Here is an 18,533-nt window from a genome sequence, read left to right as displayed (position 1 = left end):
CCCTCCCTCTCTTCCCTTAGTCCTTATCTTGAGCCAATTTATAATAAGCAATGGATGCAATAAAGACGATTGTCGCCAGAATAACAGAGGACGCTCCAGCCATACCTAAGTTGAAATTGAAAAAACCGTCAGCAATAATACGATATACCAACACTTCCGTCGAACCGTAGGGTCCGCCATTGGTCAGAAATGCCACTTGTTCATAAATTTGAATCGCCGCAATCAATCCAGTAATAACAATATAGGTGGCGATTGGCTTAATACCGGGCAGCGTGACATTGATAAATTTACCCTTCCGTCCTGCGCCATCTATTTCCGCAGCTTCATACAAAACGGGATCAATCGACTGCAAGCCAGCTAACCAAAGCAAAGCCTGGGTGCCAACACCCTTCCAGACCGAGTAAACACAAATCTGAACAATACTCCAAAAAACAGATGATTGCCACAATATCGGTTCAAAGCCCATTCCCTCTATCGCTCGATTAATAGCACCATTAACCGGATTCAACAATATGTTCAATACTTGCGTTGTAGCTATCGTAGATGTTACTACGGGCACATACCATAACGTACGATAAATCCCTTTTCCGAACAGAGGTAAATTCATCAAAAGTGCCGCGCCCAAACCGGCTAAAATGGATAATAGCGTTACTAGTCCCCCCATCCAAATAGAACGAAAGAGATCGGCAACATAGGATTTATCTTGGAAAAAAAGCACAAAATTATGAAACCCAACAAACTTAGGATGATCATTAATGCCAATCCACTCATAAAAACCAAGGACGAATGAAAAGATAATTGGAATGCCATACATAACGCCCCACCATAACAACATGGGACCCAGTATGATTGTAGCTACAATCGCATCCGCATGCCTTCTGCGAAACCGCTTCCATCCCACAGCTATGGAGGGCGTCACAACGATGGCTGCATGTTCTTTTGACTCAAATTGACTCATAACTTCACCTCATAAGGTCTGAATTCGGGGTCCCGTTGTATCCCGTATAACTAATTTAGGCTTTATCGTCTTGGTGTTAAATGAGTATGGCGCGTCCAGCACCCTCTTATTGATTAACATCTGCAATAATATCTTCGCCCCTTCAGCACCAATCTCTTCTTCCGATTGTGAAATATAAGATAAAACACCCTCTTTACCCATTTCCATAAACGGGTTATCAAACGTGATGATCGATATATCATTTGGTACATGAAGACCAAGATGATTCGCCAGTTTTGAAACATGTACACCAAGGCGTGAATTTAACGTGATGTAAGCGGTAGCGATTTTATTTTTCATCATAGGATATAAGGCATGACCTTCAGGATCTGCCCCGCTCTCGTCAATGGTAAAATCCACTAAGATAAGTGCCGGGTTAATCAAAGATCCCTTAAGCTTCAACGCTTTGATATACCCATTGATACGATCCTGCACAGTCACTGTCATTGATGGAGAATCCGAACAAATTGCAATATTCCGATGCCCGAGATCCCACAAATAATTCACAGCCAACTCCGCGCCAAGTCCACCGTTGGAATTCACGTAACTTGTTTCAATGCCAGGCAAATAACGATCAATGAGTACAAAAGGAAAGTTCTCCATTTTCAGCTTAATGATATCTTCGTTGTATTGTTCAGCATCAATTGGAAATATCAACAAGCCTTCAACACCAATCCGAATGAGCTGCCCAATCGCCTCTTTCTCACGCAAGCTTGAGTTTTCAGTTAAATAAATAACTAACTCACATCCACTTTTATTCAGAACATGATTAATCCCTTTCAATAAACGAATAGCAAAGAAATCCTCTATTTTAGGTATGACCAGTCCTATCCGTTTATTGACTGCTTCGTACGAAGTCGGAATATCCGCATCGTTATTCTCATCCAACAACGTTTTTGTATCCTCAACTAGTTCCCTAGCCTGAACAAAACTTCCTCTTCCAGGAATACGGTGAATCCAACCAGTCTTGGCAAGTTCACCCAATGCATTTGCAACCGTAATTCGACTCACACCATATAGCTCCATAAGCTCTTTTTCAGAAGGAATTCGATCATTCTCCTTAAGATCACTTGCCATGATTCGATTTTTGAAATGCTCTTGAATTTGTAAGTATAGCGGCACTCTCGTTTCATTTAACAAGCCATCCGTCTCCTTCTCGAAATCAACTTTTGCCAACAGACTCATACCAATCCAGATAATTGTATGGTTTTGATTTCAAATGGCGTAAAACTCAGCCTAATATCCTCATTATCTAGAGCTAGTGCACAGAGCTCACGCTCCATTAAATCAACTAATGATACCGTTGTAAAAGGTAATCTCACATGAAGATTTGTCACAACACTTCTTCCCGATGTTTCATATAGGCGAACGATGATATCGTTACTATCCTCCGCTTTTTTCACAGCCTCAATCATGACATAGGGAGAATCAATACCGAAGAATGATTCACTCTGAACCCCCGCCCCGCCACCAGAAGCAGCACTTACGACGCGAAGCGGAACATTCAACTCATACCCCTCTTTGTAGACTTGCGCTTGTACAAAATCACCTTCATGCGGAAGCAAAGAATAAATGAATTGATGCTGTGCTCGATCACATACCGGATCCGGACTTGATGGACTACGCAATAAATTTATATCAAGAACATTACCTTCGACTTTAAAACCATATTTGCAATCATTTAAAAGTGCAACGCCATAATCCGGCTGTGATAGATCAATCCATTGATGAGCGCAAATTTCATCCTTAGCACGATCCCAAGATGTATTGCGATGTGTCTGACGTTTGATATGACCAAACTGGATGTCACAATTGACATTGTCTGTATACACCTGCACTGGGAATGAGGCACGAAGCATCTTGCCATCCTCCTGCCAATCGGCCACCGTTTCAAAATCTAGCTTTCTACTTCCCGATGTCAAAATGATTTTTTGATGAAGCGTCGATTTACCATAGTGATATGTTTGTTCTAAAATAGCTTGAGGCCCTCTCATACGTACTTGCACCTCAGATAATTTCATTTCCGTAGCCTTAGTCTCTGCATAATCTGTCGGAAAGTCCCAAGCATCGCCATTATCCGGGTAAATGGAAAAAACATTCGCTCTTGCTCCTGCAACTATCATTTCTTTCTGCAGCAATTTATCATAGATCGAATGAATACTGCCATCCTCATTCAAGCCAACTCGCAGGATTTCATTTTCCAACAATTGAGAAGCGGCTTTCATTTCAAAGGATTCCGATACCGCCATATTCGCCGTATCCACAACCCGATAACCCATTGAAGGTGTTGCAACGAACAACCATTTATCTTGGATTTGAATCCACTGCTCACGCTCCCAAGGAAGTGAGTTGAAGACGACAACTGGCTGGGCCAAAGACTCTGTACAAACTCCAGCAGCAAGCTGCCCATAATATCGTTCAACAAGCTCATCTACTCTGGATAAAAGCACTTCATATCTCTCGAGCGACTCATCATAAACACGCGTTATGGAAGATCCGGGTAGAATATCATGGAATTGATACAACAGCACTTCTTTCCAAATCTTATCTAGCTCTTCCGCAGGATAGGATCCTCCTTGCGATAAAGCTAAGCTAGCAGCGAATTCAAGCTCCCTTAACGCTTTTTCGATTTTCCGATTGTATCTCTTATTCCTTGCTTGAGATGTCAGGGTTCCTTGATGCTTCTCCAAATACAACTCCCCGCGCCAAGTTTTATACCGCTCAGCTTGTGTATTTAGCTTTTCAAAAAAATCCAATGCCGGCTCTTGTTTAACAGGCAGAAGGCCTTGTAAATTCTTTTCACGTTGCAAACGTTCCAAATGCTCTTCTCCCGGCCCTCCTCCGCCATCTCCAATCCCAAACAACATCAAACAGTGATCAGAAATATTTTTATCCAAATAATCCTTTTCCGCTTTAATAATGGACCTAGGAGCTGCTGGACTATTATAAGTATCCTCAGGCGGCAAATGTGTAAGCACCTTACTGCCATCTAAGCCTTCCCACATAAACGTGTGATGCGGATGATCATTATACACATTCCATGACAACTTCTGCGTCACCATATATGGAACGCCAGATAGCTTCAACAGTTGAGGTAAACATGCACTATAGCCGAATATGTCTGGTACCCATAGAATTTTCATCTCTTTATTAAATTCATTCAAGAAAAATCGTTTCCCATATAAAATTTGCCTTACAAGCGCCTCTCCTCCAGCAATGTTGGAATCCGGCTCCACCCACATCGCCCCCTGCACTTCCCAGCGCCCCTCTTCAATCCTGGCTTTGATCTGTTCATAGAGCTTAGGGTAATACTCCTTCATCCACAGATATAATTGAGGCTGACTTGCGCCAAATACATAGTCCGGATATTGCTCCATCATTCGCAAAACCGTGGAAAATGTTCGCGCACCCTTACGAATGGTTTCACGAATCGGCCACAACCAAGCAAGATCCATGTGCGCATGCCCTATCGCACTAACAGAAAGCGATGGATCTCCGCCTTGCTTCATTAATTCAGGCTCAAGAATCCTCCGGGCCGCACTGATGTTTTCTTCTGTTATTTCCGCTAGCAATAACACAACCTCATAAAGTGCTTGCTGCACACGGATTCGCCGTGAACTTTGCTCAGGGAGATGCTCTACTAACTCTAGAAGAACCTCAAAATCAAAATATAACTTTCTTGTTTCCTCATGACAGATAGCAACATCCGCTTCCTTTAAAGTCCCACTGCGATAATACCCAAAAAGATCATTACAACCGGCATCAGCCCATAGATCAATGACCTCACCACCATTTGCATTAGAGCTAATATGTACGACCCGCTTACCTGGTAAACCAAGGGATAACTCGAATTCAGAATTCACATTCGTCAGTCCCTGAACAGGAGTCCCCTCGTGATCTACCAAGCATAATTCCCCATTCACATCGATAAGTAGTACCACTTTTTTACCAGCAGCCAATTCCGGAACCACGCCACAAAAATGAAACCATGCACAATCCCAAAGTTCACCCCATTTATCACCTGGGGACAATTCAATAAATCGGCCGCCGTTCTTAAGATCGAAGACTACTGGTTCCTTAGTTACATAAGCTGTAACCTCTAGTGAAGATACAGGCACATAAATATGTTTTTGAATCTTATTGTGGGTAGCTTTCAGTCTTTCTAATTTAATTGTTTCATAAGGCATATGCGTTACCTTCCTTTTCTAGAGATGAGACGTACATTAAAATGAATATGACAAATCGATTTCTTTAATGATATAAATATATCATATATATCTGATAATTCAATTACTTTTTTTAATGTTATATAGCATTAGACTTTTTCCATGACTTAAACAAAAAAAAATAGCGCCTCTTCATGACCATCTGGCCTACAAAGAGTTCGCTATTTGTATGTTACATTCGAATTGCTGGTCCTGTTGATTTACCCACAACTAACTTCGGTTGAAGGATGATCTTGCGATATTTGCCATCTTCTTCGTGATTACTGTCCAATAATTCAATCAAAACTTCAGCAGCCTTGCTGCCAATCTCAGCTTCAGATTGGGCAACATGTGTAAAGGACCTCGTCTCACCCTCACCTGATGAAGGGTCGTCAAAAGTGAGAATGGACAGCTCACCAGGAACATTCAACTCTAATCGTTGTGCGATCGCTGCAATATGCAGCCCAAGTTTAGCATTTAAAGTTATATAAGCAGTAGCTAATTTATTACGGAGATACCTATATAGCGGATGCTGCTCATCGACGCCTTTTTTATAATCAATTGTAAATTCGGTTAGGATGAGCGCTGGATTTATCAAAGCATTTTTCTGCTTCAAAACTTCCATGTAACCTGCAATCCGCCCTTCAACAGTGACCGTAGAAAGAGGAGAATCCGTAACTAGCGCTATGTCCCGATGCCCCAAATCCCATAAGTGGTTGACCGCCAATTGAATTCCCATGAAATTATCCGAACTCACTACATGCGTCTCTACGCCAGGTAGATGTCGATCAATCAGAACAAATGGATAATTTCTTATCTTCAATGCGAGAATTTCTTCGTTATATGTTTCAGCATCGATAGGAAAAATAATCAAGCCTTCCGCACCTTTATCAATAAGCTCCCGAATCGCTTCTTTCTCCCTATCCTTGCTATGCTTTGTAAGCACAATAGTTAAATAGTACCGACTCTCATCCAAAATCGAATTAATACCTTGAATCAGTCGCAATGCAAAGTAATCTTCTAAGGATGGAATTAAAAAACCGATCATTTGACGGTGCTTCTTTACTGGCAGCCTAGGGTTTTCTTCCATAACCACACTAGGTTGATGCTCAGTTTCTTCAAGTCGTTCAAGAAGATGCGACACAGGCTGAGGCACTGAGGCACCTCTAACAAAACTCCCTCTCCCAGGTACTCTATAAATCCAGCCATCTTTGGCCAGCTGAGTAAGTGCATTCGCAACTGTAATCCGACTAACATTAAACTCATCCATTAATTCTTTCTCTGTTGGAATTTTGTCATCGTCAGCCAGCTTCCCCGTGGTAATCAAACGCTTGAAATGTTCCTGAATAAGCATATATAATGGCTGTCTCTCATTACTCATTTTAAATTTACCCCTATTTGCTAAATTATATTATGTCAATTATAGCAAATTAAACCTCATAGTCAATAGCCACAGCCCTCCGCAGACTTCATGAGAACTAGTAATGGCTCGTGACCTGCTACTTTAGGGATCAAGTAGACAAGATCACAAGCCATTTCATAGTAAGATGAGAACTAATTTATCGTTATTTTATCTACCGTTATCGTTGCCACATCATTATAATACACCCTGTATTCCAGTTGATGATTCAGAGCCGTCTGATTGAAAGTGAGACTGAAATTTTGGTATTGGTTCGCAGACGTGAATTGCTGTCTCAATATATTCTGCGAAGCCAAAACTGTACCAGCTGTAGCATCCCAAACATCAATCGAAGCCACCTGCAAGTTGTTCAGCGTATTGTTGTCAACTTTTAGCGCAAATGTGACTTTTCTATTGCCGATCGGAACGTTCGCATCATACGGGCCATATACCATATGATTGGCACTATCCTGCGTAGGATTGGCTTGCCAGCCATCTCCAACAACACGCCCTAGTCCATGTCCTAGGACTGTACCTTCAGCTTCATACCTACCTAATCTGGTTGTTGTTGTAACCTTATCGATACTAATCTTGGCATTATCCTGGTAGCCTGCCCTAAATTCCAAAGGATGGCCAGCAACATTCGTGTAACTCAGACTAAAATCCTGGTAAAAATCATTGACCTTGAACTGGTTCCTGTATACATCAAAGGCTGCCAGATCTTGCCCAGTTGTAGAGTCTCTAACATCAAGTCTAAGCACGTTGTCGTTATTCCCCGCGATAGAATCAATTTTGACCTTGAAAGTCGTTGTAAGTTGCCCGGCTGGCAAAGTGGAAACATAAGGACCCCACAGCATGAATCCCGCATTATCTTGGGCCACATTCGCAGACCACGAATCACCATCCGCCCGACCAACATTATGGTTAAACGGCGATGTGGCATAGCTCGTGTTCTCCGCTTCATAAGTCTTTACAACCGTAGACGGATCCACAGGCAAGTTGTAATACTCCCTCATCAGTTGAAAGTAATTATCAGGTGTTACAAACACAATATTACTGTTACCGCCGTAATGATTAACAGCATCCACAAACATCTGATAGGTCACAGTCCAGGGTTGAGCTTGAATGGATACAAATTTCGGAGCAGTACCATTCCAATTGGAGACTGTACTATCAATATTATTAATAATATCGGAATAATAAGTGCAGTATGTAGCGTTAAGCCCTTGAGCTGGTAACATATTGTTATATTGCGTAATCTGTCCGCCTGACTGCATACCTGTCATTCCTAAGAGTGACGGCGCGTTAGTGGCAAAGCTATTACCCACATTGGCATTGATTCCTCCAAGAATTGTGTTCCAAACCGTTATGACTTTTAAACCAGCGCGATTTGAATAGTCATTACTTAGAGTCACATAGTTATCAAGGTACCCCTGATTGCTCCAGAAATTTGGATATGTGTATCCAACGCCAGTCGGACCAGCTATCAAGTTATCATTCGGAGTAGCCGAATTATACAAGTAGTTTAACACACCAGGCATAGCATCCAGCATCGCTGGTGAAACAGTCCACCCTATCGGTATAGCCCCCCTATTAGGAGCATCCCAGAGCTTAGGAGTTTTAAAGTGATGCTCTAGATACTGCAAGTTATCTCCATCACTCATAATCAAAGATACATATATTTTGTTTCGTAATGCAGGCTTATTGGCTAATGGTTTGACATTGACGGTTCTTGAAGTACCACCGAAAACTGTCAAGTTTGATGAGTAGTCACCTGCAATTGTTGTAACTCCGTACTCAGATGTTCTTGTCACTCCTACGCCTTCATCTGGCCACCATCCCATGTAAGTTCCGGTTCCATCATGCGGCATCCCTGAAAGGAACTGTCTTAAGATCGTATCTTCTGCAGACACACTAGGGTCAAGCCAGATCGTAGCAGCACCTACCGAAATGGCATAATCCCGCAGAAAACCTTTTATCGTAGGGTTCAATCCAACGATAATCTTGTGCGTCACTTGAGACCAATAGTTCGTATATAAGTACTGGTAAACTTGAATCTTTGTCGTAAACATACCTCGCAAATCATTCAATATGGGCAAGTTGTATGGTGCGGCGGTTAATTTGGCTACCACGGAAGGCGGTGCAACGATACCACCATTAAGCGAAGCAATCGTCGTGGCTAGATTAACCGTATCCGGAACCGCTTCATCGTAGATCACGATCCCACTAATCTCGCTTCTATATTTGGTAATGAGACTATACTTATCCGTCACATCAACGTGCCCTAAGCCTAGTGTATTTAACCAATTGTACTTCCCATCTTCACCCCTTACGGCATTGTCATAGGTGTAAATTCGGGGTTGCGTCTTATTCACCAATCCTTTTACGGTCGAAAACAAAACAGCATCATCTTCCATAGCTTTTGGATTCGTACCGACAGCCCCCACTCTGACAAAGGATCCTCCGTACCAGTAAACTCTGAATTCAAGAGCGTGTCCTGCATTTGTATGATTAAATGTGAGATTAAAAGTCTGCAACCTATTCCCGTCGTTACTATTCCATTCCATTCTTGTTATATCCCTAGCTGCCAATGTTTGTCCGTTCGTGTTATCCCTTACATCAATTCTCACGATAGCATCGTTGTTTGCCGTATTGTTATCGACAGCCAATTCAAAGAATGCCGTATTGATTCCTACTGGGATATCTGTTGCATATGGACCATAAATCATGAAATCATCTTCGTGATCAACACTGGTTTGAACAATCCAATTCGTTCCATCGAGATGACCAGTTGAATGCGATATCTGAGGACTATTTGACTGGTATTTATATTCCGTTGTTGTATCCATAACATCAAGTGTTGATGCCGGTGCTGGAAACGAGGGGAGAACTTGGCCTGTCGGCCAGTTTATTGCAGCCTCAACAGGTGGAACGGATACTGTCAAGTTAACTCCTGCGGCTAAAACAAAGACTGCGAGTAACATACTTGCAAACTTTTTCTTTTTCATTAACTTCCCTCCGTCTAGTAAAATGACATTTTCATACATAGATCAGCTTTTGAGAAAAAACCAATCTAATTTAGCACTGCTTTTGAGTGCGCTTTCAAATACAAACCAAGTTCAGCACCATATATTTCTGCCCACCCCCTAATCATCAACATGCGTTAACTATATTATTTATGTCAAATAATATCAATACAAAGTTTTTGACGCAACATTTATAGCATATGTGGCGGTTTAATTAAGCTAGTCTAATCATTTCCTTTTCCTCCAATCTTCCGCTGATTGAATCCCAAGTTTGCTTGAACTAATAAATTGCGAAAATACCTAAGGTATCCCCATTTTATTCGGGCACAATCAATATTTTATATCAAATATACAAATGCATAATGATATAATATAATGAATTATAATAAAGTGGATTGAAATGGAGGCAAATGATATGAAACCTAATCAATTAAAAACAGAGTATACAACCACCCCGTTAGGCATCGACACCTTGGAGCCCAGATTAAGCTGGTGTTTAGATTCTGAAAAGCGTGGTACGAAACAACAATCTTATCAAATACTTGTAGCCTCCAATCCAGAAGCCCTTCTAGTTGAAAAGGGTGAACTTTGGGATACTGGGAAAATCGATTCCAATCAATCTTTCTCTATTCGTTATTCAGGGCAAACACTTGTAACCGGCCAGCGTTGCTATTGGAAGGTAAGAATTTGGGATCAACACGATATTCCCAGTGAATGGAGCGATCCGACTTGGTGGGAAATGGGACTATTGCATGGCACAGATTGGCAAGGGCGATGGATTGGAGGACCTGAGGATCCAACTGATCATGAAGCTGCCGCACCCTTACTACGAAAAGTAGTGCAAATAGATAAACAAATTGTTCTGGCCCGAGCCTATATTTGCGGGCTAGGGTATCATGAATTATGGATTAACGGCGAAAGAATAGGCAACAACGTTTTAGATCCCGGGTTTACGAATTACGATCAACGCACATTTTATGTGACCCACGATATTACATCTAGCTTAAATCATGGTATGAATTGCTTTGCTGTCGAGCTTGGCAGAGGATTTTATGCACTTAAAACCCCCAATGTTTGGAATTGGGAAAAAGCCTCCTGGAATAGCGAACCAAAGCTGCTAATCCAAGTCAATATCCTGTTCGAGGATGGATCAAGTCACTGGATCGCGAGTGATGAAACATGGCGCACTACACCTGGACCTAGGTTGAAGAATTCGTTATACAGCGGAGAAGTTTATGATGCTAGGCTTGAAAAATCGGGCTGGACATCCCCTGATTACGACGATACGGATTGGTCACTTGCTAGAGGGATAGAAAGTTCTCCGGTTAAGTTACAATCACAAATCATCCCGCCGATTCAGATTATCGAAACCATTCAACCCATTAGTATTCAGCTTACGGAATTAGGTAATTATATTGTTGATTTTGGTGTCAACATCGTCGGTTGGGTTGAATTTCAAGTTCGTGGCAGCGAGGGAACTTCCGTACAATTGCGTTATGGCGAAAAACTGAATCCAAACGAATCGGTTTATAACGAAAACACCTATGTTACCGGGGAAAGTCAAACAGATCATTACATTTTACACGGAAATGGATTAGAGGTTTGGGAGCCTGCCTTTAGCTATAAAGGTTTTCGTTATGTGGAACTGATAAATTGGCCTGAAATGCCAGAATTCGATTCCATCCGCGGGAAAATTGTTCGATCCTCAGTAAGAAAAACCGGAAACTTTACATGTTCAAATCCTTTATTGAATCACATCTACGAAGCGACTAGTCGTACCATTCTTAACAATCTGCACAGTATCCCTACTGATACACCGGTCTATGAGAAGAACGGCTGGACAGGAGATGCGCATCTGATTGCGGAAACTGCAAATTATAACTTTGACCTTTTGCTATTCTGGGAGAAATGGGTGCAAGATATCCAAGATTGCCAAAAGCCAGATGGAGCGATTCCACTTATTGTACCAGCGTCCATGTGGGGATGGGATCATGCACCCGTTTGGACATCGGTTTACGTTCTAATTCCGTGGTATCTTTATATGCACTCTGGGGATCGCAGCGTACTGGAACAGCATTATAGCAGCATGAAAGGCTATGCTGATTGGGAGATTTCCAAGCTTCATGCAGATCATACCGCGCATAGTGTGCTTGGTGATTGGGTTCCACCAGGAAGCAAGGATTGGAGTGCACCTGAAGGAACACGTTTAATGGCATCGGCATATGCATATCATATTTTAAAAACAGTTGTCCAAATTGCGGAGGTAGTAGGAACAGCATCTGACGTTAAACAGTATAACAATGTGGCGAAAGAAATTGCTGCGAGCTTTCACAAGACATTCTTCAATCGCGATGCTGGTGTTTACGAAACAGAGATCGAAGCCGGATATCGGCAAGCTTCCAATATCATTCCACTTGCATTTGGACTGACGCCTAGCGAGGACAAAGCCCAAGTCATCCTTCATTTATTGAATGACATCATTCATGTCCGAGATGAGCATCTAAACACGGGAATCATCGGCACGAAGTACATTCTACCAGTCCTTACTGAATTAGGATTTGGTGAGCTGGCTTATACCATCGCTGATCAGAAAACTTATCCGAGCTGGGGATTCTGGCTTGAGAGCGGTATTCACACACTATTGGAAGAGTGGGAATTAAAATCAAGATCACAAAACCATTACATGTTCGGCACTGTTGTAGAGTGGTTTTTTAAGTACCTTGCAGGTATTCAGACTAATAAGCCAGGGTATCAATCTTTCACGGTTAAGCCGCATATCCTAGGTTCACTAACACAGGTTTCTGCTCAAATGGAGTCTTTGTATGGCCAGATCAAGGTTTCATGGCAGTTATCCGTTGAAGGACATTATAGTCTAGAGGTTACGGTCCCTACTAACTCACAGGCTACAATTTTCATTCCAACTCTGAACTCTAATGAAGTTACAGAAAGCGGAATTGCCCTTAGTCTTTCAGAGGAAGTAATTTTAAAAGACACTGATATAAAGGACTATGTTGTTTGTGAAGTGAGTTCAGGAACGTATCATTTCCGTTCACAGATCCGACCCAAGGCTATTTAAACAAATATAAGAACCCTTCTGCACCTTTTACAGAAGGGTTTTTATGCCTACACGCTGAATTTCTCGCGAATTCGCTTAATCGCACGTATGTGATGGTTCGCATGTCCCGCCATCATTTTCAACATTTGTGCAACAGTCTCTTCTCGATTCACCGTTCGAATGGTTCGTGCGAGCGCATCTGGCAGATGTTCGCACAAGCCGAGGATATGCCTTCTAGCCGCTAGGAATAGTTGTACTTCGCTCTCAATCGGTCTATCTGCATAGGCCAACCCCTTCTGCCAATCATCTGGCTGAAAGGAATTACCTTGGTATTTCCGCCCCGGCTCCGCCAAAGCAAATTTCACTTTGTGCATAGCGACTAATTCAAGGTCGATCAAGTGCAATGCGTGCTCACGAATGGACCACTTCTCAGGTACTTCCCTTAGGCTGAGTTGAGCATCGGATAAGCCTTCTATCGCCATCAATAGCTCGGTGGCTCCCGCTTCGAACATCAGAATGATGTCACTATCAGATGGAAACAGCTCTTCCCAATACACCAAGATATACCCGTCTATCGTGGGCACATGCAGTTCACGAATATGTCCTGGCTCTTCATGACTCGTCATTACAGCATGGCAGCCATATGAGAGCAAATCCGACTCCACTTCAGCTACCGAGGGGACGCCAATGTACACAAGACTCCCAGGTTGTGGATACGTGTGATTTGTCTGCAGCCAACGACTCAAATATGGTTGAAGCTGCTCCGGCACTTCCCCTACCGCGATCAGTACGGCCTCATCCTCTGTCCCGCAAATATGCAGTAAAGCTGCTTCACACTCTTCGGCCAGCTCTATCACTTCCCAGCCCAGCTGGCTCCCGTAAAAAGCAAACGAAGCCTCCAGGTTGTCCGCCCTCAGCAAAAGCCTAGCCCTACCCCGCTCCATCTTCTCTACCTCCATTTTCGCACAAAAAAATACGCTCCGTCCTAATTTCGACGGAGCGCACTTCCAAACCTACCGCTTAGCCGCTTGGTAGGCTTCAATATATTGAGCAGCCTTCTTAGCCACAAGGCTATAATTCCCTGTTTTGACCGCTTCGCTGGTCAAATCGGAGCCGATGCCGACGGCAACTGCGCCGGCCTGGATCCACTCGCCGAGGTTGCTTAGTGAAACCCCACCAGTTGGCATAATGTTCGCCTGCGGCAGCGGACCTTTAATGGCCTTAATCATCGCCGGGGAGTATAGATTGCCCGGGAAGAGCTTTACAATATCCACGCCTAGTTCCAAGGCGGTTTGGATATCCGCGATCGTCATGCACCCTGGCATGATCGGCACTCGATACCGGTTACACAACGTAACCGTGTTCGGGTTCAAGGACGGGCCGACAACGAACTCGGCCCCGCTAAGGATCGCGGCACGCGCCGTTTCAGGGTCAAGGGCTGTGCCCACCCCGATAATCGCGTACTTAGACGGATCCTTCGCTGTGCTCGAGTAGCGCTTTGCAAGCTCCTCGATCGCGCGCAGCGCGAAAGGTACAGTCATCGTGACTTCGATGACTTTAATACCGCCGGCGATCGCTTGATCCGCCATTTCGACGACTTCTTCTGGCGTTTCACCGCGTAGAACGGCTACAACACCCTCATTTGTAATTTGCTGAAGTAATTGAAGTTTTTTCACAATCATCTTCCCTTCTTTGTGTAAGCATATATGAGTTCTGTTTCGTAACGATTCCGAGCAATTAACGTTCTATATGTTTAACGTTGTTAAGTACCGCTTCCACTTGCTCCCACGTCGGAGCGCCTTCCCAGTCGCCTTCCGCCTGCACGATCATGGAGCCAACCAAGTTCCCGATGCGAACGGCCTCTGGATACTCATACGCCTTCATCACGCCAACTAAGAAGCCCGCACAAAACCCATCACCCGCACCCACAGTATCAACGACTTGCTCTGCTTTGAAGTAAGGCACTGTCGTAATCGTATCAGCTGTCACGACATATGTCACATCTTCTCCGCCTTTAACGATGGAAACGGCCGACAACTCGCGCAGCTTGCTCACGATGACATCCCAGTCTTCTGTTTGGTACAGAAGCTTCAGTTCATCCAAGCCTGGCAAGAAAATATCGGACAGCTTCGCAAGCTCGAGCAGAACAGGACGCGCCTCTTCGATGCTCCACAGCTTCAAGCGTAAATTCGGATCGAAGCTTACCTTCACGCCATGCTTACGAGCCAAACGAACGGCTTCGAAAGCCGCTTCTCGACACGACTCACTTAACGCCGGTGTGATACCGGTAATATGCAATATTTTAGCCCCAGCGATGTACGCCTCATCCAAATGTTTCGGGTTCATCTGACTTGCTGCTGAGTTTTTGCGATAGTAGTAAACGGACGTTTTGCCCATCAGAACCTCACGCATCATGAGCCCTGTCGGCGCATCTGCAGTCAACTCCGCGCGAGAAACATCGACGCCTTCACCACGGATTTTTTTGAAAATCATACGACCCAGCGGGTCCTTGCCTAGTCTGCCGAACCAGCCTACGCTGCCGCCAAGACGTGAAATGCCGATCGCCACATTGCTCTCTGCACCGCCAAACAAGCTATGCAGCTCAGAAGAGTACTCCAAGCCCTTGCCGCCTGAAGGCATTAACAGTGCCATCGTTTCTCCAAAAGTGATAATATCTGGTCCTGATCCTGTATTTACCGACATAGAAGCACTCCATCCATTCTGATCACGACTCTGCGTGTCCCGTTAATTGAAACGTTTAAATAAATGAGATATCACCTATTATAGTGGATTTGGACGGATTTAACCAGACTTTTACGAAGGGCTTTGTTGCATCCAAATAGAGGAAAAAAACCTCTTGCGCAATCATTCCTCATGGAACGACCTTGCAAGAGGTTGGTTTTTACTTCACATGCCCTGTAGCCTCAGCCAATGCTAGTTCTTGTTGAAACTCCTCGTGAATGCGCCCATTAGTTGCCATCACGTTACGAACGCCCAAATGATAAGGCTTGCCTTCGGTATCCGTCACACGACCGCCTGACTCCTGAATGAGCAAGGCACCCGCAGCAATATCCCAGGCATTGAGACCAATTTCCCAAAATCCGCTAAGACGTCCCGCAGCCACATAAGCCAAATGCAGCGCAGCTGAGCCTGCTACTCGGATGTTGCGGACCTTGGGTGAGAGCGCCTGAACACCTTTCAGGTTAATTGGCAGCGCCCCATCACGATCAGCTGGGAACCCTGTAGCAATTAAGCTGGTGAGCAGCGTCTCGTCTTCGGAGACCTCCGTCTTTTTGCCGTGCATGTAAGCGCCTTTCCCCTTCTCAGCAACGAATAACTCGTCACGTGATGGGTCATATACGACACCTACGATGACTTCACCTTTGTGCGCGAGTGCAATCGATACGGAGAAAAAAGGAAAACCATGAACAAAGTTCGTTGTGCCATCGATCGGATCCACGATCCAGAGGTACTCCTCGTCGCTCATTTCTTGCAGCGCTTTGGCCGACGCTTCCGGACCTGGTTCAACGCCTTCCTCTCCGAGAATGGAGTGGTTTGGGAAATGCGTCATAATTAAATTACGAATCAGCTTCTCCGAACCTTTATCGACCTCTGTCACCAAGTCTTGAGCGGAGTGTTTCGTCCCCACATGATTAATGTCTCCGAGCTTGGTCTTGATCCATTGTCCTGCTTTGGCTGCCGTATTAATGGCTACTGCTGTAAAACTTTTACTCCCAACAACGAAGGTTTCCGTCTCACCATGTACCATATATATCAACTCTTTCTTTTCATTAATTTAGATAATACGTTAAGTATAGTAAATTATACGTTTCTAATACTAGTGCGTTTCATCCTAAATTATTCGTACATTTTCACATTGGCGCGGAAATAAACGAAAAAAAACCGTATCGGCACCAAGACCGTACGGATTTCCTTCTTCTTTGATCTATGAAAATATGGCTCTTACTTAAATACCAACGATGTGGTACCCGCCGTCTACATAAATAACTTCGCCCGTGATACCGCGGGACAAGTTACTCATGAGGAACATAGCCGTGTCGCCAACTTCAGCTGTATCTGTTGTTTTGCGGAGCGGAGCTTTCTCTTCAACTTGACGCAGGATGGAGTTGAAATCCTTGATCCCTTTGGCAGCCAAGGTACGAATCGGACCTGCGGAAATACCGTTTACGCGGATGCCGTATTGGCCAAGATCTGCCGCCAAGTAGCGAACACTAGCTTCAAGTGCTGCTTTGGCAACGCCCATAACGTTGTAGTTTTTCATAGCGCGTTCTGCGCCAAGGTACGTCATGGTCATGATGCTTCCACCTTCTGTCATTAGCGGGTAGATACGTTTGGAGACTGCAACAAGGGAGTAGGCACTGATGTCATGCGCAAGCGCGAAACCATCGCGTGAAGTATCTACGAACAACCCGTCAAGCTCTTCTGTTTTAGCAAAAGCAATACTATGTACAAGACCATGCACGACACCAAACTTCTCTTTGAGCGCGGATGCCAAGGTATCGATCTCTGCATCAACGGTTACGTTGCAGGGCATCAAAGTTGAACCTGGAATTGTGTCAGCCAGCTTGCGTACGCGTTCCTCAACGCGCTCGTTCTCGAACGTAAACACCAGATTAGCGCCTTGTGCGGCTAAAGATTGTGCAATGGCCCAAGCGATACTGCGGTCATTGGCAACACCCATTACAAGTATATTTTTCCCGTTTAATAATTGACTCATGGTTCGTAGAAGCCCCTCTCACAATGGCATGGTTAGTCATTCATTCCCACTCCAAAGTACCCCATTTTGTCCAACATTTCAAGAAAAATATGGGATTAGAGCTGAATCGACGCTTGATCGAGGGCCACGACGCCTTCTTGACCCTTCAGGTCCTCCATGAGCTTGAACAGAGCGCCATCCTTCATCTTCGCTTCAATCATAATATCGAGCTTTGGCGTGATCGGGGTTATGGCTTTCAGGAAGTCCAAAAGCGGCCCCACCTCCACATAGTCAGCGTGGCTTCTTGGTTCGGTTTCACCTTTGGGGCTGGAAACATGAATTTTCGGAGGGAGCGCAGTTGACGCCTCATCCAGATGCAAGCGTGCGCGAGCGAGCCACGTCTCCTGGATCCGGGGCCATAACTGCACAGCATCTTCGCCATTGTTGTTGACCGCGTGATGATGCACATCCAGCACCATAGGGGCACCGACTTGCTCGGCGATCTCAAGCGTTTCTAGCGCATTGAAGGTTTTGTCGTCATTTTCAAGCGTGATGCGCTGTTGAATTGGCTTGCGCAGCGCGCTGAAATTCTGCACAAATCGCTTCGCGGCCTTCACCTTATCCCCATAGGAACCGCCAACATGAATGTTGCACATGGCTTCCATGCCAAGCCCCATGGTGTTCAACATGGCGGAGTGACGCTCCAAATCCTGAACAGACTTCTCCAGCACATCTTTCCTTGGCGTGCTAAGCACGGTGAAATGATCAGGATGGAAGCTCACACGCATGTTATTCTGCTTGGCATAACTGCCGAGCTCTTCAAACTCAGCTGATAACGCAGAGATCGGGTCCCAATCGCCAAGCATCTCATGGCCAATCAGCGGGATGAATCGGGATGAAAATCTGAACACCATGATGTCATGAGCACGATTATGTTTAAGCAGCCGGAGTGTGTTATGTATATTCTCAGCACTGATACGCTCTAATTTGCGAATGGCTGCCTCGCGATCGAGCAGCTTGCTGAAATTCGTTGCCGTCATCGTCTTGGACGGGGATGCATTCTTTACCATCGTGGACATGGCCACGTATCCGAGGCGAATGAGCATGTTCGGTTAACCTCCAGGTTTTTCTCAG

The 18,533-nt window shown here is 44.5% G+C and carries 12 protein-coding genes; 1 reads left to right on the top strand and 11 read right to left on the bottom strand.

The window, feature by feature from the left end:
• Positions 1–16: 16 nt before the first annotated feature.
• From AC58QO_RS26170 to AC58QO_RS26150, 5 genes are all read right to left on the bottom strand, one after another.
• Positions 17–958 carry a carbohydrate ABC transporter permease gene (locus AC58QO_RS26170; RefSeq protein ID WP_497270706.1) on the bottom strand — a complete coding sequence of 314 codons (942 nt, stop codon included), beginning with the start codon at positions 956–958 and terminating at the stop codon, positions 17–19.
• 9 nt (positions 959–967) lie between these two features.
• Complete coding sequence (locus AC58QO_RS26165) at positions 968–2,137, bottom strand: GntR family transcriptional regulator (protein ID WP_497270705.1); 1,170 nt, start codon at positions 2,135–2,137, stop codon at positions 968–970.
• A 41-nt stretch (positions 2,138–2,178) separates the two neighbouring features.
• A complete protein-coding gene (locus tag AC58QO_RS26160; RefSeq protein ID WP_497270703.1) occupies positions 2,179–5,184 on the bottom strand; it encodes an alpha-mannosidase in 3,006 nt (1,001 codons plus the stop codon).
• Between the two features lie 211 nt (positions 5,185–5,395).
• The gene (locus tag AC58QO_RS26155) at positions 5,396–6,583 is read right to left on the bottom strand and encodes a GntR family transcriptional regulator (protein ID WP_497270701.1); all 1,188 of its coding nucleotides are present in this window, start codon (positions 6,581–6,583) and stop codon (positions 5,396–5,398) included.
• A gap of 173 nt (positions 6,584–6,756) precedes the next feature.
• Positions 6,757–9,609 carry a GxGYxYP domain-containing protein gene (locus AC58QO_RS26150; protein WP_497270699.1) on the bottom strand — a complete coding sequence of 951 codons (2,853 nt, stop codon included), beginning with the start codon at positions 9,607–9,609 and terminating at the stop codon, positions 6,757–6,759.
• A 433-nt stretch (positions 9,610–10,042) separates the two neighbouring features.
• On the opposite strand from AC58QO_RS26150, the gene AC58QO_RS26145 reads away from it, so the two are divergent.
• Complete coding sequence (locus AC58QO_RS26145; protein WP_497270697.1) at positions 10,043–12,703, top strand: alpha-L-rhamnosidase; 2,661 nt, start codon at positions 10,043–10,045, stop codon at positions 12,701–12,703.
• A 47-nt stretch (positions 12,704–12,750) separates the two neighbouring features.
• Here the strand turns inward: AC58QO_RS26145 and AC58QO_RS26140 are convergent, their stop codons facing one another.
• From AC58QO_RS26140 to uvsE, 6 genes are all read right to left on the bottom strand, one after another.
• Complete coding sequence (locus AC58QO_RS26140; RefSeq protein ID WP_497270695.1) at positions 12,751–13,626, bottom strand: DinB family protein; 876 nt, start codon at positions 13,624–13,626, stop codon at positions 12,751–12,753.
• A gap of 69 nt (positions 13,627–13,695) precedes the next feature.
• Positions 13,696–14,358: a bifunctional 2-keto-4-hydroxyglutarate aldolase/2-keto-3-deoxy-6-phosphogluconate aldolase gene (locus tag AC58QO_RS26135; RefSeq protein ID WP_497270693.1), complete on the bottom strand. Its 663-nt coding sequence runs from the start codon at positions 14,356–14,358 to the stop codon at positions 13,696–13,698.
• A gap of 61 nt (positions 14,359–14,419) precedes the next feature.
• Positions 14,420–15,385, bottom strand: coding sequence for a sugar kinase (locus AC58QO_RS26130; protein ID WP_497270691.1), 966 nt, complete (start codon positions 15,383–15,385; stop codon positions 14,420–14,422).
• A gap of 199 nt (positions 15,386–15,584) precedes the next feature.
• Entirely contained in the window at positions 15,585–16,451 is an 867-nt protein-coding gene (locus AC58QO_RS26125; protein WP_497270689.1) for an inositol monophosphatase family protein, read from the bottom strand.
• Positions 16,452–16,649: 198 nt separating this feature from the next.
• Entirely contained in the window at positions 16,650–17,420 is a 771-nt protein-coding gene (gene fabI / locus AC58QO_RS26120; RefSeq protein ID WP_497257337.1) for an enoyl-ACP reductase FabI, read from the bottom strand.
• 95 nt (positions 17,421–17,515) lie between these two features.
• Positions 17,516–18,505: a UV DNA damage repair endonuclease UvsE gene (gene uvsE / locus AC58QO_RS26115; RefSeq protein WP_497270687.1), complete on the bottom strand. Its 990-nt coding sequence runs from the start codon at positions 18,503–18,505 to the stop codon at positions 17,516–17,518.
• Positions 18,506–18,533 lie beyond the last annotated feature (28 nt).

The sequence above is a fragment of the Paenibacillus sp. J31R30 genome (genome assembly GCF_059692115.1).
Note: the sequence above shows the minus strand (reverse complement) of the source record. Positions and strands in the feature narration are given on the sequence as shown.